This window comes from Saliterribacillus persicus (assembly GCF_003337485.1).
In the GTDB taxonomy this organism is placed as follows: domain Bacteria; phylum Bacillota; class Bacilli; order Bacillales; family Amphibacillaceae; genus Saliterribacillus; species Saliterribacillus persicus.
The window spans coordinates 16,683-39,428 of the sequence record NZ_QPJJ01000019.1 but is presented as its reverse complement, the minus strand read 5'-3'; the positions used below and the strand labels follow the sequence as shown (position 1 = coordinate 39,428).

22 protein-coding genes are annotated in these 22,746 nt (G+C 33.2%); 3 read left to right on the top strand and 19 right to left on the bottom strand.

The window, feature by feature from the left end:
• Positions 1–128: 128 nt before the first annotated feature.
• The gene (locus DFR57_RS16490) at positions 129–521 is read right to left on the bottom strand and encodes a DoxX family protein (RefSeq protein WP_114354320.1); all 393 of its coding nucleotides are present in this window, start codon (positions 519–521) and stop codon (positions 129–131) included.
• 491 nt (positions 522–1,012) lie between these two features.
• Here DFR57_RS16490 and DFR57_RS16485 point away from each other — a divergent pair, with 491 nt between their 5' ends.
• Positions 1,013–1,552, top strand: a complete 540-nt coding sequence (locus tag DFR57_RS16485) for a helix-turn-helix domain-containing protein (protein WP_114354319.1) — start codon at positions 1,013–1,015, stop codon at positions 1,550–1,552.
• Between the two features lie 321 nt (positions 1,553–1,873).
• On the opposite strand, the gene DFR57_RS16480 is transcribed toward DFR57_RS16485, so the two are convergent.
• From DFR57_RS16480 to DFR57_RS16440, 9 genes are all read right to left on the bottom strand, one after another.
• On the bottom strand, positions 1,874–2,782 hold the full coding sequence (locus DFR57_RS16480; protein ID WP_114354318.1) for a glycine betaine ABC transporter substrate-binding protein: 909 nt from the start codon (positions 2,780–2,782) through the stop codon (positions 1,874–1,876).
• Between the two features lie 304 nt (positions 2,783–3,086).
• Positions 3,087–3,689: a cysteine hydrolase family protein gene (locus tag DFR57_RS16475; protein ID WP_114354317.1), complete on the bottom strand. Its 603-nt coding sequence runs from the start codon at positions 3,687–3,689 to the stop codon at positions 3,087–3,089.
• A gap of 90 nt (positions 3,690–3,779) precedes the next feature.
• Positions 3,780–4,631, bottom strand: coding sequence for a VOC family protein (locus DFR57_RS16470; protein ID WP_114354316.1), 852 nt, complete (start codon positions 4,629–4,631; stop codon positions 3,780–3,782).
• 99 nt (positions 4,632–4,730) lie between these two features.
• Positions 4,731–5,378, bottom strand: coding sequence for an alpha/beta hydrolase (locus DFR57_RS16465; protein WP_114354315.1), 648 nt, complete (start codon positions 5,376–5,378; stop codon positions 4,731–4,733).
• A 256-nt stretch (positions 5,379–5,634) separates the two neighbouring features.
• Positions 5,635–6,993 (bottom strand): metallophosphoesterase, encoded by a 1,359-nt coding sequence (locus DFR57_RS16460; protein ID WP_170133019.1) that lies wholly within the window; start codon positions 6,991–6,993, stop codon positions 5,635–5,637.
• Positions 6,994–7,050: 57 nt separating this feature from the next.
• Entirely contained in the window at positions 7,051–7,617 is a 567-nt protein-coding gene (locus tag DFR57_RS16455; protein WP_114354313.1) for a pyridoxamine 5'-phosphate oxidase family protein, read from the bottom strand.
• Between the two features lie 129 nt (positions 7,618–7,746).
• Positions 7,747–8,355 carry an ABC transporter permease gene (locus DFR57_RS16450; RefSeq protein ID WP_114354312.1) on the bottom strand — a complete coding sequence of 203 codons (609 nt, stop codon included), beginning with the start codon at positions 8,353–8,355 and terminating at the stop codon, positions 7,747–7,749.
• Positions 8,352–9,122, bottom strand: coding sequence for an ABC transporter ATP-binding protein (locus DFR57_RS16445; RefSeq protein ID WP_114354311.1), 771 nt, complete (start codon positions 9,120–9,122; stop codon positions 8,352–8,354). Before DFR57_RS16445 ends, DFR57_RS16450 begins: the two co-directional genes overlap by 4 nt.
• 346 nt (positions 9,123–9,468) lie before the next feature.
• Positions 9,469–10,011 (bottom strand): ABC transporter permease, encoded by a 543-nt coding sequence (locus tag DFR57_RS16440; protein ID WP_281270511.1) that lies wholly within the window; start codon positions 10,009–10,011, stop codon positions 9,469–9,471.
• Between the two features lie 374 nt (positions 10,012–10,385).
• On the opposite strand from DFR57_RS16440, the gene DFR57_RS16435 reads away from it, so the two are divergent.
• Positions 10,386–11,222 carry an SPL family radical SAM protein gene (locus DFR57_RS16435; RefSeq protein ID WP_114354309.1) on the top strand — a complete coding sequence of 279 codons (837 nt, stop codon included), beginning with the start codon at positions 10,386–10,388 and terminating at the stop codon, positions 11,220–11,222.
• A gap of 333 nt (positions 11,223–11,555) precedes the next feature.
• Here the strand turns inward: DFR57_RS16435 and DFR57_RS16430 are convergent, their stop codons facing one another.
• The 3 genes from DFR57_RS16430 to DFR57_RS16420 all read right to left on the bottom strand — a co-directional run bounded on the left by DFR57_RS16430 (position 11,556) and on the right by DFR57_RS16420 (position 14,348).
• A complete protein-coding gene (locus DFR57_RS16430; protein ID WP_114354308.1) occupies positions 11,556–12,524 on the bottom strand; it encodes a zinc-binding alcohol dehydrogenase family protein in 969 nt (322 codons plus the stop codon).
• 70 nt (positions 12,525–12,594) lie between these two features.
• On the bottom strand, positions 12,595–13,491 hold the full coding sequence (locus DFR57_RS16425) for a protein-ADP-ribose hydrolase (protein ID WP_114354307.1): 897 nt from the start codon (positions 13,489–13,491) through the stop codon (positions 12,595–12,597).
• 17 nt (positions 13,492–13,508) lie between these two features.
• Entirely contained in the window at positions 13,509–14,348 is an 840-nt protein-coding gene (locus tag DFR57_RS16420; protein ID WP_114354306.1) for an SIR2 family NAD-dependent protein deacylase, read from the bottom strand.
• Positions 14,349–14,516: 168 nt separating this feature from the next.
• On the opposite strand from DFR57_RS16420, the gene DFR57_RS16415 reads away from it, so the two are divergent.
• Positions 14,517–14,849, top strand: a complete 333-nt coding sequence (locus tag DFR57_RS16415) for a winged helix-turn-helix transcriptional regulator (protein ID WP_114354305.1) — start codon at positions 14,517–14,519, stop codon at positions 14,847–14,849.
• Between the two features lie 370 nt (positions 14,850–15,219).
• Here the strand turns inward: DFR57_RS16415 and DFR57_RS16410 are convergent, their stop codons facing one another.
• From DFR57_RS16410 to DFR57_RS16385, 6 genes are all read right to left on the bottom strand, one after another.
• The gene (locus tag DFR57_RS16410; protein WP_114354304.1) at positions 15,220–15,969 is read right to left on the bottom strand and encodes a ChbG/HpnK family deacetylase; all 750 of its coding nucleotides are present in this window, start codon (positions 15,967–15,969) and stop codon (positions 15,220–15,222) included.
• Positions 15,970–16,396: 427 nt separating this feature from the next.
• Positions 16,397–17,818, bottom strand: coding sequence for a PTS transporter subunit EIIC (locus DFR57_RS16405; RefSeq protein WP_114354303.1), 1,422 nt, complete (start codon positions 17,816–17,818; stop codon positions 16,397–16,399).
• A 97-nt stretch (positions 17,819–17,915) separates the two neighbouring features.
• Positions 17,916–18,749: a PRD domain-containing protein gene (locus DFR57_RS16400; protein WP_114354302.1), complete on the bottom strand. Its 834-nt coding sequence runs from the start codon at positions 18,747–18,749 to the stop codon at positions 17,916–17,918.
• Between the two features lie 270 nt (positions 18,750–19,019).
• The gene (locus DFR57_RS16395; protein WP_114354301.1) at positions 19,020–19,475 is read right to left on the bottom strand and encodes a DinB family protein; all 456 of its coding nucleotides are present in this window, start codon (positions 19,473–19,475) and stop codon (positions 19,020–19,022) included.
• 399 nt (positions 19,476–19,874) lie between these two features.
• Complete coding sequence (locus DFR57_RS16390) at positions 19,875–21,317, bottom strand: glycoside hydrolase family 1 protein (protein ID WP_114354300.1); 1,443 nt, start codon at positions 21,315–21,317, stop codon at positions 19,875–19,877.
• Between the two features lie 187 nt (positions 21,318–21,504).
• Positions 21,505–22,734, bottom strand: coding sequence for a neutral/alkaline non-lysosomal ceramidase N-terminal domain-containing protein (locus DFR57_RS16385; protein WP_170133018.1), 1,230 nt, complete (start codon positions 22,732–22,734; stop codon positions 21,505–21,507).
• Positions 22,735–22,746 lie beyond the last annotated feature (12 nt).

Here is a 22,746-nt window from a genome sequence, read left to right as displayed (position 1 = left end):
TAGTTATGAATATCCTTTAAATAAATTGCAAGATTTATACATTTATTTATCCCTTACACAAAGAAAGCACAACCCCCTGTAAATAGAGGTAATGCTTATTTTGAAAACTAGTTAAATTTACTTTTATCTTAAGATTTTTTTCTATTTAAAATGATTTGATCAACAGCAAATGCCTTTGAGCCATTAATCGCAATAAATACGGACATTGCCAACAATGCTAAATCTAGTTCGTAACCATCTATAAATCCCGCAGCAATTTTTACTTTCAAGATAGCCCCAACCATAATTATTGCTATTAAAACAGAAACAATTCTACTAAACAAACCAAGAATTAACGCGATTCCACCAAGAAGTTCTACTAATCCAACACCATAAGCTAAAAATCCTGGTAAACCAATACTTTCAAACCAATCAACTGTATTCTCAATTCCACCTTGAAATTTAACTAATCCATGTACGAAGAATGTCAAACCTAATACAACTCTTAAAATTAAAGTACCAATTTCGAATTTATTAATCATTTCATTTTCCCCCAATATATTTTGTTATGAAATATTTGTAACTCATTTCGTTTTTCCAATTTGCCGTACATATAAGTAGGCACTAGACGATTTAAAAATTTCATCAAAATTTAAAGTATACTGCATCATAGCTTTAAAACCCCTCATTTATTTACTCTTAAATGATATATTCATTATCCTGCATTGCTAACGAAGGGATTTCATATGCAGGAATTAATAAAGATAAATATTATATCCCTCCCTGTAGTTTTTAGTTTGACCTTCTATAACTCAGATTAAGAATTATATCCTTATGCACATATATGATTTGTATAGATATAAATTATTCATATAAAGAAACATTTATCCAAAAAAATTATTTCTGCAATTTATTTTATTACTAATAAGAATATATGTTGTTTATAAGATAACAATTTATTTGTGGATTGTCAACAGTTTATTTGTTAATATATAAATACGTTTCTTATTAGAAAACTTATGAGGTGATTAATTTGGATATTGGTACTAAGATCCGCGCAATTCGAAATAGAAAAAAAATAACGATCGCACAAATGTGTGAAGGAACTGGTCTTTCAAAAGGCTTCATCAGCAATGTTGAAAATAACAACACTTCACCTTCTATTAATACACTAAATACAATAGCTTCATTCCTTGGAGTTCCACTACCATACTTACTCCTAGAAAAAAAGCATAACATGCGTGTAGTCCGTAATAATTCTAGACGGAAGTCATCTTTTAATGGCTTAAAAATTGAACATTTAACTTCAAAAGGTGGACTAAGAATGATGATGGTAGAATTTCCTCCCGGAACAACGATCGGAGAACCGCATTCCCATGAGGGTGAAGAATGCCACCTAATTTTGGAAGGAAAGATTCTTGCAGAACAAGGTGAAGATTCGGTTATAGTTGAAGCTGGCGATTCGTTTAGTTGGAATGCAAGTGTGCCCCACTATGTGAAAAATGTTGGAGATGTAAAAGCCGTGGTTTTGATCTCGATTTATTCAGATACAGAGTTAATAGATGTTTTATAGCAGATTAATTTAATAGGAAACCCCACACACAAATTTATAATACTGGGTTTCCTATTGAAATACATGGTTGTAAAGTTTTATAACCTGCAGAAGCGAAATTACTCCAAATTAAAGAATTAACTAAATAAATTATTAAGTTGGTTTCGTCTTCTGCACGTTTCTTTATCTATCCTCCAACATGCTAGCAATTTACCTTGGATCTTCTATCATGTTTTATGGTACGTTAAACGTAGCTAAAAATGCACCTGTCATCCCTCTCTTAGTAAAACAAAGGTATTAGCTATGGAGCGATAACTCGTAGTTACCTTCTGTACCAGTTATTTAGTTTATTGATTTATAATACTCCTTTGCTACCTCTTCATATTCTTCTTTATCTATATCCACTTTAGCATTTAACTCTGTAATTTTTTTTGTATCTAGTGAAGCACTAACCTCATTAATAACTTCTGGGATACCTGGATTTGCGTCCAATATTGCATTCCGTACTACAGGGGCTAAGTTATATGGTGGCCATACTTGCTTATCATCTTCTAGTAATAAAAATTCGTCAGTGTTCACTAACTGGCCTTCTGTTGTATAAGCCGGCGCTACATCAGCTTCATCATTTCTCAATACCTCATATTTAATCCCATTGTCATAGACATTTGAAGATTTCCAATTTAACTCTCCATATACTGATTCTAAAAGTGGAATTCCGTCCTCTCTGTAATCAACTTCACCTTGAGAAGCAAATCTAATTTCATTCGCGTTTTTTTGTAGCTCAGAAATAGTAGCTATTCCTAACTCATCTGCAGTTTCTTTACGAATAACTAATCCCGCCCCATCGTTTGCTTCTGAATAATCCAACCAAGTAACATCAAATTGTTCATCATACTCTTTCTTTACCGTTTGATAAACTTCATCTGGATCCGAAATTAAATCCATGTTTAAAATAGACAATAAACCTGTGCCAGTATATTCAGGATATAAGTCAATTTCATCGTTAATAAGAGATGTATGAATAACTGAACCTGCAATGTTAAAAACCCTTTCCACATCATAACCAGCATCTTCTAAAGCTAAAGAATATAATTCTGCTACGATTAAGTTCTCTGTGAAGTCCTTAGATCCAACAATAATAACGTTCCCTTCGGTGCTTGGACTACTTGACTCCGCGTCATTTCCACATGCTACCAAACCTAGTGTTAATAATAATCCAATTATGCTTACTATCATTCTCTTTTTCCTCATTATATTTCCCCCTACTATCCTATCTATTTTTAGCTTCTTATAATTCTACATGTTACTTAATTATAATAACTTCCTTTGTAAACATTTTGAAGTAGGCACTTTTTTGTAAGATAAGCACCTTTTAGTAACCAATGAGCTATTAAGTCATTTTTTCTATTGAAAGTTTATTATAATTTATAAATTAAGATAATTTAATTTAATCAATCTTTCCATTTCAATTTAACGATTAGCCCAGATATTTGATAAGGGAGATGCGAAAATTGAATTTTTATATTCAATGGACACATCTCCCTTTGTATAAATATTATAATATATTGCTTACTATTTCTTCTGTAGTCATTTTTGTTGCTATGTTATTCATAGCATAGTTTAATGCTGCTTCTTGCCATTCTTCATTGATTGTTGAAGTTCCGTCCGTTGCAATGACAACATTATATCCATAATCTGCTCCGTCTCTACAAGTATGCTCTACAGCCATGTTTGTCCATACACCCGTAACAATTATCGTATCTATTCCTAACCCTCTTAATAATGTATCTAATGGAGTCCCATTAAATGAACTCATTCGAGATTTTTCTATTACAAAATCCCCTTCCTTGGGTTCGAGCCCGTCAACTGGTTCTGCTCCCCATGTTCCTCTAACTATACTTCCTGTTTCAGCTATGGCTCTAAATATAGGGGCTCTATCTCCAATTCCTTTTGCACCCTTTTCCACTACAAAAAGATTATGAAAAACTGGAATTCCCCTATCTCTTGCTTTTTGGGATATCAACTTTATATTTTCAACTACATTTTGTTTTTTTGCATGCTCTACCGCACCTGATTTTTCAAATTTGCCTCCTTTTGATAGGTTATCATTCTGGAGATCAACAATTAGTAAAGCTGTTTTATTCACATCAAATTTCATTTGTTATTAATCTTCCTTTCTGTTTTTCGAATATGAGTTTGTATTGAAACATAATTTTCCCACCTTATTCCTTAGGTGCTTTAAATAGAATTACACTTTCAAATTGATCTTATTCCCAGAAGGATCTACCGTTACAAAAGAATTATTGTTTTCATAAACAGGAAAGCTCATTTGTTTTAACTTTTTACAGGTTTCTCTTCTCTTTTCCTCATCAGGAAACATTAAAGTAAATGATTCAAGACCCACACTATTATCTGCTGGGAGAGCAGCACCTACACCATTCCATATATTTAAAGCAATATGATGATGGTAACGACCATCTGAAATGAACAGTGCATGATTCTCATATTTGCTCACGATTTCAAATCCTAGTCCCTCGACATAAAACTTCCGACTTTTTTCTAGTTCGGATACATGTAAATGGATATGCCCCATTAGTGTATCGCTAGGAAGCCCCTTCCAAGAACCTCCTTGTACCTCAGCTAGAATATCTTCAGCATCCAACGGATCTGACGGCATTACTACCTCACCATTTTCCCAGGTCCATTCAGATGCTTCGCGGTCAGAATACACTTCGATCCCATTACCATCAGGATCAGCTAAATAAATCGCTTCACTTACAAGATGATCTGCTGCCCCTTGTAATGGATATTTAATTTGTAGAAAGTGTTTTAAAATTTTGCCTAAGTCAGAACGATGGGGCAATAATATAGCAAAATGATATAAACCTGTAGTACGCTGTTGTTTTGGTATTACGTCAACAGGTTGTTCAATTTCCAATAAAACTGTCTTGCCATCAGCAGTTAACTTTGCCGTATGTTCTGTTTGTTCCAATATATTAAAGCCAATTATTTCTTTATAAAATGTTAAAGAACGTTCTAGATCTAAAACTTTTAGGTTTACTTGAGCTACAAATGTAGTTGGCTTGCTATGAAAAACCATTTTAGTTACCTCCTTATTTTTAGTCTTCACTTATTTTCACAGTAGACTTTTTGAGCTTTGGATTCTAAATTTCTATTCTAGACTCATCGCTATGATAAATTAATCATTTTCCAACTCATCTAAAATCCATGATTCAAAATCGTAAAGATTTTCTTGGGATACTGTATGTCCTTCAGGGTAAGATTTGAAAGTTACAGGAACGCCTAACTTAGAAAAATATTCGACATTTGATTCCCCCCACTCATATGGAAGAACCTGATCGTATTTCCCGTGCGATATAAATACTTCTAACTCATCACCTATGGACTTCTTGTATTCTTCTTTCACAAATTGAGGAATATAACCACTTAGTGCTACAACACCTTTAACTTTATTTCCGAGAGTGAGTGCTAGTGTCATAGCTAAAATGGCTCCTTGACTAAATCCCAACAGATACATTTGCTTTGGGTCTATATCATAACTCCTTGTTAATTCAACCATTAAGTCATCCATCTTCTTAATTCCATCATCGAACATCTCTCGATGTGGCAACCCATAACCCTGAATAGGAAAGTAAGCAAATCCTAACCCATGAGGCAAATGCCCCCTTACTCCAAAAATAAAGAAGGAATTTTCTAATCCTTTAACAAGTGTAAGCATATCTTGTTCGTTGCTTCCCATGCCGTGCATAACAAACAACGCGGGATACTTTTTTCCTGGAGTGATGTGCTTCGGGCGACGGAGTTCATAAATCATTTCTGTTTTCAATTGTAGAACCTCCTTATTATATATCCTTGCTACAAGTTATATGTTTTCCTATATGAAATTTTATTCTTCTTTAAAATACTAAATTCCAATATAGATTGTCAATATTACTGTTTTCATTACAAAATAAAGTTTACTATTAAAATACTTTTAAAACTGCTTTGTTCATCCTTAGCATCCGTTGTCAAGCAGCTCTAATAGCTAAATCAAAACTTTTTAAAGCTAGGGCATTTGTATTTTAATAGAAATACAATTATCTTTACTTCAATAGAACAGTTATACTATTTTCATTCTTTACCGGATATAACAAAACACTGTCTATATATTTACGAAAAAAATGACTTCCAGTATTTTTCCATAATTGATAACCTTCACTGTTTAATAACTGATCTTTAGTCAAATTTATTGTCCCGGAAAAATAGGATGTATTAAATTCTGCAAATGTTTCAGCCATTGATTCCATTGCAGATTTTGGTAGTTCGTACATGGATAGGTCATTGATCGTTTTATTATATGAAGTTGAATAAAAAAATTCATAAGAGTAGTCCTCGAAATGAAGTAATTTCCTGTCTTTGGATGCATTTTCTCTCGCACTTTCTTCCATATCAACTGACTTAGTTTGGTAACTAATTTTTTCATTAGGTAGAAACCTTAACACACCATATTGATTTGGATAGACACTTAAGGAGCTAGTAACAATATCATAAAAAAAATTATTCTTTGACTGGTCACTTGCTATATGCTGAGCATGAATATGTCCACTTAAATTAACTTTTACCTTAAAGCGATGAAATAATTCTGTAACTTCTTCACTATTGTCGATGGTAAAATTGGTATTTATTAATGTATTATGTTCGAGTAAATTATGATGCATGACTGTAATTGGTGTTACTCCTTTTTTCTCAGCAGCAACAAGAACTGTTTCTAACCAATCAAACGTTTCTTGACGAATAGCTCCAGAAGTTTCTGACTTCATGACTGAGTTATTGTTCACATATTTATTGGAATCAAGCATGATTAACCATGAATCCTCTGAGACTTCCACAACATAACTTAATGATTTATAATCTTGATAAATAGCATCTCCTAAGCCAAACTGTTGATACATGTTTTGAAAGTCCTTTTCTGTGATATTATCAACTGAATAAATAGAATCTTCCTTAAAGCCAACAGCATTATAGTTATTTATATCATGATTGCCTGGTATGACGTATACTGGAATTCCATTTTTCTTTACTTTCTCAAGCTTTTGAACTAACTCTTCATGACTTTTCTTTTCCCCATTAAATGTGAGATCACCACTTAAAATTAACCCATTTGGATTTTGTACAATAACCTCATTAATGAATGTATCTGTTATTTCTGTTATATAATTTGTTTGTTTTCCATCACTATTAACATATATTCGTTCAAACATTGGCCCGTCTTTCACAATGGCTGAAGAAATATAATGTAAATCTGTTGCAACAATAAACTTAAGTGGTGTACCACTAGATAAAATAGTTGTATCTTTTTCAGCAGGATTACTATACTCTGTAGTACCTAAGAAGTATTTGAAGACACTTAAAGTGACGATCGTTATGATAACTAAAATAAAAAATGATTTTAGTATTTTCATATTATAACCTTTCATTATCCATATTTTTCAAGATGAGTACAATTAAAGTAAATAAGCTTACCACTGATAAGCCAATGTTGTTCCTTGCACTTTATCGGAAAATTCGTAAATTTGGGCACTACCATGTTCCACATAAAACATCACAAGTGTAGGATTCCCATCTGAACCGTATATTTTTTTAATATTAGGGTTTTCAGACAGAGTTCGTTCGATTAACGCATGATTGTTCTCAAACACCACTTCTCCTTTAATTCTTAAAGATTGTGTTTCGTCTTGACTACTTGAAACCAACTCCATTGAAGGTAACTTTTTCAAGTTCCTATATATCGATGCGTTCGTGTCTGTTTGGAAATAAATCCTTCCATTTTCATAAAATTGGAATTGTATGGTGCGAATAGAGGGTGTTCCGTTAGCTTCAATAGATGCCATTTGTATCATTTTATTCTCATACAGAAACTTAACAATGCGTTGCATGTCCTCATCTAAATCCTCTAACTCCAATCGGGTAATCAATTTAGAATCTTCGTTAGGTGTAGTAGTTACTTCCTCTCTTATCACTTGAGAACAACTTGTGATAAAAATCACAAGTATAGATAACAGAAAGCAAACCAAAAACTTTTTCATATACAATCTCCTTAAAAATTTTTTAATGTTATTATGCGAAAATTGATTAAATTAAAAGGATATACCATGCACCACCACAATAGATCCTCCCATCATACAAAACTAAAAGCTTATTTCCATAAACGCACCCTATAATCTTTGTTCCCATTTGCTTAATATTGCATTACTCCCTATAGCTAGTCCTGCTGCTAATATACTACCCCAAAGGATTTTTACCGTATTTACTGTTCTTAAGCCATCGTTTAAAATACTTCCCAATCCACCAGCATTTATAAATGCTGCAATTGTTGCAATCCCTATCGTTGATACCACTGCGAGGCGGACACCAGTAAATATAGCTTTTTTTGATAATGGAATTTTAATTTTAAAAAGTAATTGTATCTTGTTCATTCCAATACCAATTGCGGCTTCAGTAACAGCAGGGTCCACTTCTTTGAGGCCTTCTGTGATGTTTCTTAGTAATAAATATTGATTATATAAGACTAAAACAATGATAGCTGTTGTTTTGCCTAATCCAGTTAGAGGAATTAACAATGCAAATATCGCTAAACTTGGAATTGAATAGATAACTGAAAATATATATACGAAAGTCTTTGATAAAGATTCAGAATAGATTGTGATAATGGTAAGTATTGATGCTAGGATAAGGGACAATATCAGTGTGATAAATAACATTTGGATATGCTCTAATAATGGAAAATATAATTTATCTGGATATTCTAAAGCATATTCGATCACCTTAACCCCTCCCAGAACTTCTCTTGACTTCTTGATGATTCAATTAAAGAATTTACAAAATTATCAGCTGGACTCGCCACAATATTTCTTGGTGTATCAAATTGAGATACTCTTCCATTATTCATAATAACCACTCTATTTCCAAGTTTAAATGCCTCGTTAATATCATGGGTGACAAGTAAAAATGTTTTTTGTAGTCCTCCATGAATACGTAATAACTCATCTTGTAAATTCAGTCGGGTTATTGCATCAACTGCTCCTAAAGGTTCGTCCAATAACATAATTTTGGGATCAACAGCCAATGCTCTTGCAAGACCGACCCTTTGTTGTTGCCCTCCAGATAGTTGAGAGGGATATCGATCCATAAATTCAACAGGATTAAGTCCAACTAATTTTAATAATTCCATTACCCTTATGTTTATAGTTTGTTTATCCCAATTTAACAATTTCGGTACAGACGCTACATTCTGGGCAATAGTCATGTGGGGGAAAAGTCCAACGTGTTGAATAACATAGCCAATCCGCCTACGCAAGATAACAGAATCAACCGTCGAAATATCTTCATCAAATAGTTTAATAATCCCGTGACTTGGCTCATATAGCTTGTTGATCATCTTTAACAAAGTTGTTTTACCTGAACCAGATGAACCTAATATTGTAATAAATTCACCCTCTTTAATGTTAAGAGAAACATCATCTACCGCGTTATATTTTGCATGATTAAACCTTTTACTAACATTATTAAATTCAATCGCTATTTGAGTCATATAAACCTCCTGAATCAATTATTTTATTGATTCATAATACTGTTTTGCTACTTCTATTTATTCTTCTTTATCCAAATCTGATTTTACATTAAGTATAGTAATTGTACGTGTTTTAAGTGTTTCGCTTACTTTATATATTATTTCTAATACTATACTTTTACACCATTATATACCTTTTCTAAATCTGTAATTAATTCCATTTGTAATACTTATAATAATCCTGTTCCTGAATATTCAAGGTATATATCAATTTCATTATTTGCACATGCCACCAAGCTCATTATTATATATAACCCCAAAAATCCAACTAACCTTTCACATGTGAATTTTATCACTTTCATTCATCCTACGATTTAACATATTTATATCTCATTACTACTCTGTTTATTAATTCTAGAAGGAGAGAAGATAAGATGGTTAATAAACCTACTGTTATTCCGCCAATAAGAAGTAAGTCTGTTCTATTAAGGCCCAATCCAGTAAAAATAATTTCACCGACTCCACCACTCCCAATTTTCGCTGCCAGTGTCGCACTAGCAATAATCTCAATCATGGCGATTTTTATTCCTGTAAAAATTAGAGGCATCGCTAATGGAAATTGAACCTTCCATAATACTTGCTTCTCTGTCATTCCCATTCCATAAGCAGATTCAATCATAAAACTAGGGACTTCTTTTATTCCTACGACTGTATTCATAAGAACTGGCGGTACGGCCAATAAAACTAATGCGATAACAGCCGATTTCATCCCTGTTCCAATAATTGGTAATAGTAGAAGTAGAACCGCCAAACTTGGAATAACTCTCAAAACCTGGAAAATGGGGACGATTTTACTCTCCAATTGTTTATGCTTCACACAGAGATATCCGCATACAATTCCAATGATCATTGCAATACCTAAAGAAATTAAGCTGATTTCCAAATGTTCTTTAACAGCATTTAAGAAAGTTCCCAAATTATTATGAAAGTAAGTTTTAATTTGGATCCATAAATTATTTTCCAAGTTAATCTCCTTTCATTTACGTCATTTTCCTTATATTAATCTGTCAATCTCTCTAGTAATTTTAAGCAAGTAGACATTATTATACTAATCTACTTAGTTTCTTTTGAAAAGTAGGCACCTTATGGTTATATAGTAACCTTTTAGTAACTATTGCTTTGATTTAATCTTTGCATTAGTTACTTTTTGGTTCCTTTATTACACAAAGGTGCCTACTTAACATTTCTTACTAAAACTCTTAATATATAGAAGAGGTGGTTAACGTGCCAGATTTTAAAAATATTGTTTCAAAAACTATTTTAACTCCCGCAAGAGGATGTGTTGCTTATCATGACTTCACTTTTTCTCTTAATCCCTATACAGGCTGTGTTTTTGCTTGCAAATATTGTTATGTTAGGGAAATGCCACAGGCTAAATTTAGAGGAGAAGAATGGGGAAGTTATGTCGATATAAAATCAAATGCAAGTGTATTAGTGAACAATGAGATTAAAAAAGCAAGAGGAAAAGGGCAACGCATTTCTATTTTTATGAGTACAGCGACAGATCCTTATCAATGGAAAGAATCAAAAGAAAGAATTACAGAGGCGATATTAGAAAGCATGCTTCCTATCCTTGATGATATTGATTTCCTAATGATTCATACTCGTTCACCTTTAGTAAAGCGTGATATCGAATTATTCAAAAAATTTGGAGATAAGATATTGGTGAGTATGACAATAGAAACGGATAGTGAGAAATACAGGAAAATATTCACACCATCTGCACCACCAATTGCTGCTAGATTAAAAGCTTTAAAGGAAATCACAGAAGCAGGCATTCCTACAAGGATATCTATTTCTCCTATGTTGCCAATGACGAAAAAGGTGGCGAAGATTTTCAAAGAGGCGACGGATACAGTTGTATTAGATACTTACTCTTTATGTAATGATGGTAAAAGTGATCGGACAGAAGAAATGGGAATTAAAAAGATATATGAAAATATTAATTTACCTCAATGGTATGAAAGAGATGCATACAAAAAAATATTACCCATATTAGAAAAAGAATTTGGTCAGGTTAAAACAATTAAAGATGATTGCAATAAATGTAGCAGCTTGTAATTTTAAATTATACATAAAAAGAAATACCACTTCCCTATATGCAAACCTAGACACTACGCAAAAAGGTAGGTGAACCAACGGAGACAGTGATTATATAAAATTAACCGCTAAACTGATATAGATGAAAAATTATAGAAGCGGTTAAAGAAGTATTAATTCTAGAGTAGTTTGATTACAGAAAATGAACACATTCTTATTAGTCGAATATGTTCATTTTTGTAATCATAAATGTTTTCCGTTATTAACTTCGTTATTAGAGCTACTTTGTTATACTTTCTGAAAATTTTTGAATAAATTCAAAGAGGGCATGCTTCGAAATAAGATCGCCGTTTGTCATGGATTTACCACAACGATTTTCCCTTCAGCACGATTACTTTCCATCATTTTGTGGGCTTCACTAATTTCATCTAGAGTAAAGATCTTTCCAATCGGCACCTCTATCTGATTGTCGATAATATGTTGAAATAAATCTTTTAATAATTCTTCTTTAAAATTTACTCCACTATCAAATTGAGTAAAGTATCTTCCTGATGGAATATCTATCATAGGTTCGAATTGATCGATTACCCATTCCCCTCCGAGAATTCCAGCCATACAAAGAGTTCCTTTGTCCGCTAACATACTTAGGGAATCTTTTAAAGTTACTGTACCTATCAATTCTAATATTTTATTTATTCCATTTGGATAAAGAGAAAGTATTTCAGGTTGTAGCTTGTTTTCATCTAATAACACATAATCCGCACCATGTCTTTTTAATAATTCCACTTTGTTCTTACTTCTAGTTGTTGAAATTACCGAAACCCCAATACTTTTAGCAAGCTGTAATGCTGCCAAGCCTACGGAGCTTGTACCACCACGTATAAGAAGGGTATCCCCTTTTTGTAACATCATTGTATCAAATAACGAAGCATAGGCTGTATAGTACATTTCCGGAATAGCTGCCAGCCTTACCCAATCCAAATTATGATCAATCCGATATATCTGGTTCGAAGGAATAAGGGCATACTCTGCATAACTACCATCAAATTCACGCCCAAGCCCTCCCATTAAAGAAACTACTTTCTCGCCTTTTGAAAAATCACTATCGGAAGGATCTGCAATTTCACCTACGCATTCTATTCCGATTATTCGTGGTAACTTTACTGAAGGAGAAAACCCTTCTCTAGTAAATAATTCAGATCTATTAATGCCAAAAGCTTTAATTTTTATCAAAACCCAACCAGACTTCACTTCTGGTATAGGTGCATTTTTAACAGTCAACTCTTCTGCCGTACAGGCTCTTTCCAATATAATTGCTTTCATTTATTGAATCTCCTTTATTTTTCAAATAGTTGCCTTTTAAAAGTCCCGAAATCTATAGAAATAATTCCTACTATTGTTGAAAGAGACGAAAATAAACATTGTAATCCTCTTCACTGTATACATTAAAAACTATTTTTTCAAAATGATGAGGATTTAAATTTAACCAATCATTCACAGTTTCAACAGCAACTCTAGCTGCTTCTTGTTTTGGAAATCCGAATACTCCCGTAGATATTGCACAAAAAGCCAAACTTTTTATATCTGGAATTTGATTAGCCAATTCCAAGCATGAACTATAACAAGATGCTAGATCTTCCTTTTGCTTATTCGTTAATTTGGTTCCTTTCTCTACGATAGGTCCAACTGTATGCAGAACAAAATTCGCTGGGAGATTATAGCCTCTTGTGATTTTTGCATCACCAGTCTTTTCAACCCTATCCTGAATAGAAATAATAGTTTTACAATCTTCCCTAAGCAAAGGCCCCGCAACAGAATGGATGGCATTATCAATACAAGAGTGTAATGGTTGAAAACATCCTAGTAAATATTTATTTGCGGCATTCACAATTGCATCTGTTTGTAATAGACTAATATCTCCTTGCCACAAGATGAATTTATCGGATTGGTTAAATAAATTATTTGATACTAAATCTCTTACAGTATTAAGTTGTTCTACTTCTATTACTGATTTTTCTTTTAACTCGATTTGCAATAATACATCAATTTTTTCAAGAATAGTATGAGGTAAAAAGCGTGGTTGCCGAACATTTAATAATCCCCTTAGCAATCTTCGTTTGTCAGGATAATTAAGAGGTATTTTAATCTTTCTATCATTCTTTTCTTTTAAAAGGAAATCTAATAAATCATTCAATACTTCTTCCTTGTTTGCCATATAATCAGAAAAAGTCGTGTATTTACTATATAATTGAATGGATGGAGCATAATCCTTTAGTTTGAATTGTGGCATTTTATATATCTCCTCTACTACATGAATCCGGTGACCACCTGTTGCATGTCTTCTGTGAATGAGATGGTCTTACCCCGGTTCTCCTCAAAGCACTCTGGATGATCTTTATTGAGCCTAATTAAGGTTGCCCTTTCATTGTGATACGTCATTCGTTCAAATGGATATCGGATAATACCGGGTGTATTAAAACCGACTCCTAATTCGATATATACTATTTTTTTCCCAATAGACTCTTGTAAAAATTTTTTGTATCTATTATCTGAAGCGTGCCAACTCTCATCCTGTACAAAGAAAGCATTTTTTCTTAGATTAACATCCATGGGACCACCACAAATTGGACATCTTGGTACAAGGTTAGACGGGATTTGACAACGAGATGTCTTGTTAATCATAGTTGTTACTAATGATTCATTTTCATATAATTTGTCGTGACAACCTTTTTCGCACTGGAGATAGCCATAATCCCCTTGAATTTGAAAAACTTTCTCTGATGGAAAGCCTGCCTTTTCAAATTGACTTTCAACATTGGTTGATATTATAAAGTATTTTTTATTAGCGACGAGCTCTACTAAATCTTCGTAAAGCTTAGTTGCTCCAATTTCATATCGATTGAGGCTAATATGCTTTGCCCAATAAGCCCATTTCTCTTCTTCCGTTCCAAATGGATAAAAGCTAGAAGAATATAGGTCGGTGAAGCCATATTTCACTATAAATGGTCCAAAATTATCTGTAAATCGTTTCCCACTATACGTAATTCCTGCCGCAGCAGATAACCCAGCGCCAGCACCTATTAAAATGAATTCGGCCTCTACTAGTGCCTTTTTTGAAATTTCTATACGTTTTTGATAGTTGTCCATAGTTAATCCTCCATTAGTAGCTTATTGAAATTACTAATCTTCCTATCTATTGAATTTGACATTGAATAATTACCATTATAAAATCATAATAAATGCTTTAGTTCCATATGAAAAGTAGGCACCTTAAAGTTATATAGGAACCTTTTAGTAACCAACGGAGGTAATAATATGGAGAAAAAAAAAGAACTCCCACTTTGTCCTGTTGAAACTACAGTAGGACTAATTAGTAATAAGTGGAAAATTCTAATTCTACGAGAATTGTTAAAAGGTACAAAAAGATTTGGAGAACTTAGAAGTGGAATAGATGGAATTAGCCAGAAGGTACTCACACAAAATCTACGCTCCATGGAAGAAGATGGAATAATTCAACGCCATGCTTATCCAGAAGTACCACCGAGAGTCGAATATTCTCTTAGCGATTTAGGAGAAACGCTTAAGCCAATTATTTCCTCTATGGAACAATGGGGATTAGGCTACCAAGAGATGATTAATAATGGTTAAACTTTATTAATTATACTAAATACTATTTTTGTCTTTTGAAGCAGCCATAATTTATATAATCATGATCATTTATGGTTTAGTTACGTAAAATCGAGGTTATTATCATATTAAATTCATCTAAGCCCTAACTTACTAAAATAAAAATTGCAATTAATTTGCAAGCTATTTTTCTACATTAACTATCCTGTTTACTTTCTACAGAATCGGCTACCTTAAACCATGTGAGTAAGGTTTAAGGTAGCTGTTTTATATATTCATATAGGTTGAAACCCATCACTTCTGATTATCCTAACTACATCTTCGCTGATACCATCATAATTACAAGTAGCTCTAAATCTCACACTTAAAATACCGACTTCTATTCACCAATTTATAAATCATCATACGTAATTAATTTGACACCCGCTTCCTCCAACCATCTTTCAGTTTTACTATCACATAGCATATCCACTTCTAGTGGCCTTGGAGTTGTCAGGGTAGAATTCTTTAAAATAAAACCGTCCAAATAGCCTGGGTGAGTAATGAACATATAATATTTATCCTCCGGTGCTTTTTCTATAAAATTCTTTAATGATTTAAACGGCACATACTCTGGATCCATACTTTGCATACAAATCCAAACGTGCTTCTTACCGATCTTTACAGCTTCTTTTTTAATGGAAAAAGGAGAATATTTTAACCTATATTTGTCTGCAACTATTTGTAATCCCTTAAAGAAATTACTACTGGCAACTGCATGGCCTTCAAAATAACGAGGAGGGTAGCCGATAAGTTCTATAAATTTCTCATATTGAGCTTCTATCTCTATTATAACTTCGTCTAGTACAACAAAATCCTCCTTTGCCTCTCGATATTCCTTCGATGATTTAAACTCCCCGACATCATTGGTAATGCTTGGTATCAACTCTGGATCTGTTAATGGTTTACCAATACAAATATTCGTATGTTGTCCATAACATACATTCACACCTTCTAGCAACAGTAACCCATGCTCCACCGTTGGCATATTTGGCATAATCCCCACACTTCCTACGATACCTTCTTTTACACTTTTAGCAATACCATAATTAGTACCCTCAGAATAACCTAGATCATCTGCTCTGATTATTAATTTTTTCATTTTTATCTCCTTCTATTCTCGAATAAGCATGATTACTGTAGTTTTCCAATAACAACAGTAATCATTATTTTCATCCTCATATTTCCCGGTGTTAAATATAGAGATGACTTGTACTAGTAATCATGTTTTACCATTTAATAATATCTAAAAAAGTCTTGCTTAACTTCCCACATCTAAAAATCCCTTGGTTTAAAACTTACAGATGAAATCTTGAGCTCTTTATTTTAACCGTGTATAAAACTAAGTGAACAACAATTCAATTCTTTTATTTCCTTTAATGCAATAAAATATTTCATATATGATCATTACTAGTTTTCTTGACGTTGATGCATCAATAAACCCATCATTGGTAACGATTATCTGTATTTCTTGTTGTGTTGTAATTACTAACTTTTTATTGAGACACGCTTTTGTTAAATATAAATTATTAGGCTTGCTTCTTTGTTAGTGGATCACCTTTCTTAAAGCCAGTGAAATAAGTGGCAATAGCTGCAACTAAAAATGCTATGACACATGAAATAATTCCATGTATTAAATTCGGTATCGGGCCACCAGCAAAACTGAGTACAGCAAGAACACTTGCAACCGGGACCATAGTATAAGCAATCACTCCCACGATACCTGCATATAAACCACCTGCAGCTGCACCAATCATCATACCGATAAATGGACGCTTATATCGCATACCAACTCCGTAAAGTCCTGGTTCTGTTACACCCCCAATTAGGGCAGCAACCAAGAAGCCTATACTAAGGTTACGATGTTCTTTGTTTCTGAGACGAAGCACTACACCTAAACACATGCCCGACACAGCAAGACTAGCTGCAACTGCAGCAGGCATGATAAATGCTTCATGACCGTTCGTAGAAAATACGAGAATCATCGTAGAGATCATTACCAAATGCATACCACTAATTACAAGGAACTGCCAAAGCGCAGCTACAATTGCAATACCAATAAACCCTGCAACGCCATTAAAACTTAAAAGTAGATCCGAGATATATGTCCCTAAGAAAGAACCAGCTGGTCCTAATAAAGAGAGCGTAATTGGTAACATAACTAACACTGTAAGTGCAGGTGCAAAGACTGTTTTCAATGTACTTGGTAAATATTTTTTGAAAAATGCTTCCACATAAGACATTACCCATACAGACATGATGGCTGGTAAAATCGTACTTGAATAATTCATAGCTTGAGTTGGGATGCCATAAACAGAAAATGCTGTTTCCTCTGTTGCCATCCCAATTAATGTCGGATGTAACAAAATTCCTCCTATGAACATACCAATTACTGGGGTTACACCAAATTTTTTAGCAGCCGTATACCCAACAATTACTGGTAGAAAATAAAATCCTGCATCGCCAACGAACGTAAACAAAGTATATAAATCGCTTGATTCGTTAATTACATTTAACATAGTTGGTCCTAATACTGAGACAAATAGCTTAAACATAGCCGCAGCCAACAATAATGGGATTAACGGTGTCAGACAGCCAGCAAGTCCGTCAAGAATACTACTTCCTATCGATTTTAAACTTATTTTCTTTTTCTGCTGATTTTGATCCACTTCTACAACTGTATCTCTGTTAAAGCCCCCTATTTCACATAAATTTTTATATACGTTATCTACAGTCTGACCGATAATAACTTGGAACTGACCACCAGATTTCGTAACACCTATGACACCTGAAATATTCTCCACCTCTTTTTGCAATGCTCTACTCTCGTCTTTTAAATTAAAACGAAGTCTAGTCATGCAATGCGTCACATTTGCTACATTTTCCTTCCCTCCCACTGCTCCAAGGATATCCTCCGCTATTTTTTGATACTCTTCATTCTTTTTAACCATCATTATTACCTCCTTTTTTATATAAAAAAACCCAAAGCTATATAAGAGTTAGTCTCCTTTTAGCCTTGGGTTATGCCTCCATTACAAGTTACAATCCCTAATTTTCAGTTGTTTTTTTTCTAATCATTCGATCAATGTGTACCATAAGGTAAAGAATTTCTTCGTCGGTACTTTTTGAATTTAATTTTCCATCTATAAAATTACCAATTTGATAAGCACATTCATAAGCTTTGGGATTCTTATTTTTCATCGCCTGAGCAATTCCAGTTGAATCATCAACAAACTGTTTTTTTTCTTTTATCCTTTTCAAAAAATATCTCATATGCATGGCAAATCTATTATAATTAAAATCGCTTCTATTAATGTTGATGGAAAAAATTTGTTCAATTATATCTGCAGTCTCTGATATTAATAATTCTGCGTCAGGCCCCTCATCTGGTTCTTTTTCTTCTTGAGCATTTACGAAATGCATCGCAATATTAGTAATTTCACTATCCGGAAGCACTACATACAGTTTCTTCTGAATCAGACTTACCGCAAATCTGCCCAGTTCTGTTTCCTTTGGATATAATTGTTCTACATCATATGAAAAAAGCATCTTCATTTTTTTGTACTTTTTCATCCGAACAATTGCAAAATTGATATGATCGGATAAGCCTACCACAAGATTCGGGTTGAGTGGACCGTTCAATGTTAATCGTGCTTTATCTGCAATAAGCGCAGCAACTTCAAATACATCTTCTGGAATCTCTTCAATTAACGTATAAAAGCGACTATCAATTCGGTAAAATGTCATCGATATTTTGCTTAGATCCGTAACCTCGTATGGCATAGTAGGAAACCCAATACCTTTTCCAAAGGCAATCAACTCCTTGTTATTTCCATCTCTGCATATTGCCACGTTGTTATTAATTTTTTTTATTGCTTTCATAAAAAACGACTCCCAAAACAGAATTCAATTCAAAAAACTCTTTAAAGCATACCAAATAAAATTCGGTAATGCCTCAAAGAGTTCAATCTCAAAGAGTAACAATCCTGTCAAATTCTCAGTTTATAAAGTTCTTTGAATGCGCTTACTTAATTTTATCATTCACTCCGATTCTTTTCAACAATTATTTTAAAAATAATTAAATTATAAGGTATTCTCGGAGTTGCGAGTATCTTCATAGTAGCACTGAATTTATAACTAGATGCACTCTGATTACATTTGTCGAAAAAATGGTAAATCCTTAACGTCTAAAAGGCGTAAATAAGTAAAAATTTGTCCTTTATGGTGTACCTCATGATCCTTTCCATTTTCTAAAAGTTCTATTCCAGAATACTCCTTTCCTGTAAATGAAACTGTTTGCTTTAAGTGTTCTTCTGTGAGAGATTTCAATTCTTCTTTTACATATTTCGTTTCTGCTTTAACAATAGCAATTATTTCTTTAGTTGTTCTAAATTTTTCAATTTCTTCGGGTTTTATGAGTTCTCCGGTTTTAACTCTTTCAACGTGCATAGTTGTAGCATAAGCAATGTGTAATATTAGTTCAGATAATGTCATTGCCCCTTCCCACGCCTTGAAAGATAGATGCTTATCCTCAACACAATTCAATACTTCAAGTAATGCACATCTATTTGAGGACCATCCCCTGTAAAACTCATCTATTCTTTTCATTTACATCATTCCTTTAATGTTAATAACCTTTTAATACGATGAAGAAATATCCTTCGATTATCCTACTATCAAATGCATACTTGCCTACCTTCCTATCCACCAATACTCTGAATTCCTTCAAATAAGCCTTTTGGCATTTAACAGTTTGCTTAGGAAGAGATATAAAATTGTCTATCACTAAAAAATAAGGTATTCATAGACGCTAAATTTCTGAATATACATCAAATATTAAATCGACTTAATTTAGTTGGACACTAGTGAAGCTTATCTCAGATAGTTTATCAATAACATTAAAGAAATAAGGAGAGATCTATTCCCTCCTTATTAAGTTTAAAACAGAATTAGTCACCTATATCAAAAAGAATATTATAATTTAGCCTTTTTCATATATTTTAATCTTTATAATTTTTCTCCATTACTTTTAATCACTTTTTGAAACCAATAGAAAGATTTCTTCTTTTTACGATCTAACGTACCACTACCATCATCATGCTTATCAACGTATATAAAACCATAACGTTTCGACATCTCACCTGTTGAAGCACTCACTAAATCTATACATCCCCAACTGGTGTAACCCATTAAATCTACACCATCATCATAAGCTTCGGCCATAGCTTCAATATGACTTCGCAGATATTCTATTCGATAGTCGTCATTAATTGATCCATCGTCATCAACTTTGTCATAGGCTCCCAAACCATTTTCAACGACAAATAAAGGAACTTGATAACGATCATATAATCTATTTAAACCTATTCTTAAACCTATCGGATCTATTTCCCAGCCCCAGTCACTTGCCTCTAAAAATGGATTTTTAACTCCCTCTAAAAGATTGCCGGAAGCTACATCATGGCCCTCTTTATCTTTTTTCTGTGTTTGTGACATGTAATAGCTTAAACCAATATAATCCACAGTGTATTCTTTAATTAGTTCTGAGTCCCCATCTTCTATATTAAGGTCTACAAAATGTTCTTTTAGAAACCGCCTAGCATAAGCAGGATATTCGCCCCTTACTTGTACATCTCCGCAGAAATAATTGAAAATCCGTTCTTCCTGAAGTGCATACAAAACATTCTCAGGGTTGCTATCATATGAATAGACAGGGGCATGTAGTAACATGCAACCAATTTTAGCTTCTGGAATTATTTCACGACACGCCTTAACAGCAAGACTACTTGCAACAAACTGATGATGGAAAGCTTGGAAAACGCTTTGATATTTGTTTTCTCCCTCTTGCACAGAGAAACCCATACTCATAATAGGAAAATGTAGAGCGCTATTGATCTCATTAAATGTCATCCAGTATTTAACTTTCTTTTTATATCGACTTATCACAGTAGATGCATATCGTTCGAATAATGGTACGACTTTCCGACTTTTCCAGCCACCGTAATTTTCTACTAGATTCAATGGCATTTCATAGTGTGAAATAGTCACAACTGGTTCTATACCGTGCTTATGCAATTCATCAAATACGCGATCATAAAAAGCTAATCCTTCTTCATTAGGCTCTAACTCTGTACCATTAGGAAAAATACGACTCCATGCAATTGACATTCGAAATACTTTAAATCCCATTTCAGCGAACAATTTAATATCTTCTTTGTAACGATGATAAAAGTCAATGGCTTGATGGTTTGGATAGTTATATTTTGATTTATTTATTTCAAATTTAAATCCAGGTTCTTTCAAAAACTTTAATCTTTCTTTTCCACCTGGTAACACATCAGCAATATTTAATCCTTTATTTCCTTCGTCAAAACCACCTTCGATTTGATTTGCAGCAGTTGCTCCACCCCACAAAAAATCATTTGGGAATTTTTTACCTATGTTAATCATTAGATCGCCCACCTTTATTTCTAATTTCATTGTTTCTGTTGAAAAACAAAGAGAACATTCATCCTTTATAGTTGCAGACAATTTTTGTTATCAACTTTTTTTGTGTGATAAAATTATGATATAGGTCGTTATTTGTAAAGTATTCTATTACATTTATGAATGAATTTCTTTCATAAATCAAACCTTTTTAGTCTATATTTCGTAACTCATCACTTATTAATTCACCAAACTCATCAGCAAGCCCTTTAGGAAATAAGGAAACGATGCTTTCAAAATATTTTCCGTATTCTTCTTCTGGAACAAAGTAATACCAAAAATCATTGGCATAACAAACAAACATTGTAACTTCGGATTTAGAATTTGATTTTATTTGCTCAGCTAGTTTTGTTACGCATTCGCCAGGAAATGTAATGAAAGATATTGGTCCTAAAAAATAAATATAACTTTCTAAATTAAAAAAAATATTATCTTTTTCGATTTTTCTTTTTACCTCATTAATTAAAATATCAGGAGTTTCCGGCTGATCTAGTAGATTAACACCCGCAAGTCTCTTATCATTTTTTGGAGAATACTCTCGCAAAAGTGAGACCTTCTTCATATTGAAATCTTCTAGACACATAGACGATTCCTTAAAATCGGTCAAAACTTGATTTGAAATGCCTTCTCCAAAATCAATCACAGTTTTATAAGTATTATCTTTTGTAAAATGTCTACTACTTACATCGCCAGCTGCCCCATTTGTGAGTAATACAGGGGCATTCCATTTCTCTGATAAGTTCTTCCTAACATTACCCAGTAAATCCGCACTAAATTTTAAAGAATTTCCTTTTAATATTGTAGGATGACAGCTGAAATTAGCAAAGCTTCCAATGACTTTATTGTCATAATTTTTGAATCGTATCACATGAAAGCTATCATCATATGGCCCACCTTTAACATTTCGATTCCCATAATACCCATTTATATTTGAAAGTGAATAATAAGCTTTAACAGGTTCTGCATTCTGGATTACTTGTTCAACCGATACAGATACTTTCTCTTTAACTTCCCTCAAATATTCTGCCTCTACTTTCATTTCTTGGTCTATGTCTGATGTGTAATGCGGCAAAAAAACATGAGGCCCTGAGTGTGTATGTGTACAACTTACAATAATATTCTCTTTTGAAACTGCAAACCTATTTGAAATATCCTGCCTTATTTCTTCTGTGAATGATTTGACTACAATAGTAAAATCTAAGGATATAAAAATTAATTTTATATTATTTACCTCTAATAACATCGTCACACAAAGCAGATGATCTAACGCACCATCACTTTTACCACGTCTTAATGGTTTATTAAAATCAATGGTATAACCACTAATATCCATTGGTGCTCCTGGAGTAATATTTTGTTCAGAGATCGCAAATTTCAGCATGGCATGTAGAGC

What these genes read in the sequence shown, in the direction of transcription:
- DFR57_RS16490 (WP_114354320.1), bottom strand. Translation starts at nt 521, where the DNA reads ATGATTAATAAATTCGAAATTGGTACTTTAATTTTAAGAGTTGTATTA.
- DFR57_RS16480 (WP_114354318.1), bottom strand. Translation starts at nt 2,782, where the DNA reads ATGAGGAAAAAGAGAATGATAGTAAGCATAATTGGATTATTATTAACA.
- DFR57_RS16475 (WP_114354317.1), bottom strand. Translation starts at nt 3,689, where the DNA reads ATGAAATTTGATGTGAATAAAACAGCTTTACTAATTGTTGATCTCCAG.
- DFR57_RS16470 (WP_114354316.1), bottom strand. Translation starts at nt 4,631, where the DNA reads ATGGTTTTTCATAGCAAGCCAACTACATTTGTAGCTCAAGTAAACCTA.
- DFR57_RS16460 (WP_170133019.1), bottom strand. Translation starts at nt 6,993, where the DNA reads ATGAAAATACTAAAATCATTTTTTATTTTAGTTATCATAACGATCGTC.
- DFR57_RS16455 (WP_114354313.1), bottom strand. Translation starts at nt 7,617, where the DNA reads ATGAAAAAGTTTTTGGTTTGCTTTCTGTTATCTATACTTGTGATTTTT.
- DFR57_RS16445 (WP_114354311.1), bottom strand. Translation starts at nt 9,122, where the DNA reads ATGACTCAAATAGCGATTGAATTTAATAATGTTAGTAAAAGGTTTAAT.
- DFR57_RS16440 (WP_281270511.1), bottom strand. Translation starts at nt 10,011, where the DNA reads ATGATCATTGGAATTGTATGCGGATATCTCTGTGTGAAGCATAAACAA.
- DFR57_RS16430 (WP_114354308.1), bottom strand. Translation starts at nt 12,524, where the DNA reads ATGAAAGCAATTATATTGGAAAGAGCCTGTACGGCAGAAGAGTTGACT.
- DFR57_RS16425 (WP_114354307.1), bottom strand. Translation starts at nt 13,491, where the DNA reads ATGCCACAATTCAAACTAAAGGATTATGCTCCATCCATTCAATTATAT.
- DFR57_RS16420 (WP_114354306.1), bottom strand. Translation starts at nt 14,348, where the DNA reads ATGGACAACTATCAAAAACGTATAGAAATTTCAAAAAAGGCACTAGTA.
- DFR57_RS16415 (WP_114354305.1), top strand. Translation starts at nt 14,517, where the DNA reads ATGGAGAAAAAAAAAGAACTCCCACTTTGTCCTGTTGAAACTACAGTA.
- DFR57_RS16410 (WP_114354304.1), bottom strand. Translation starts at nt 15,969, where the DNA reads ATGAAAAAATTAATAATCAGAGCAGATGATCTAGGTTATTCTGAGGGT.
- DFR57_RS16405 (WP_114354303.1), bottom strand. Translation starts at nt 17,818, where the DNA reads ATGGTTAAAAAGAATGAAGAGTATCAAAAAATAGCGGAGGATATCCTT.
- DFR57_RS16400 (WP_114354302.1), bottom strand. Translation starts at nt 18,749, where the DNA reads ATGAAAGCAATAAAAAAAATTAATAACAACGTGGCAATATGCAGAGAT.
- DFR57_RS16395 (WP_114354301.1), bottom strand. Translation starts at nt 19,475, where the DNA reads ATGAAAAGAATAGATGAGTTTTACAGGGGATGGTCCTCAAATAGATGT.
- DFR57_RS16390 (WP_114354300.1), bottom strand. Translation starts at nt 21,317, where the DNA reads ATGATTAACATAGGTAAAAAATTCCCAAATGATTTTTTGTGGGGTGGA.
- DFR57_RS16385 (WP_170133018.1), bottom strand. Translation starts at nt 22,734, where the DNA reads ATGCTGAAATTTGCGATCTCTGAACAAAATATTACTCCAGGAGCACCA.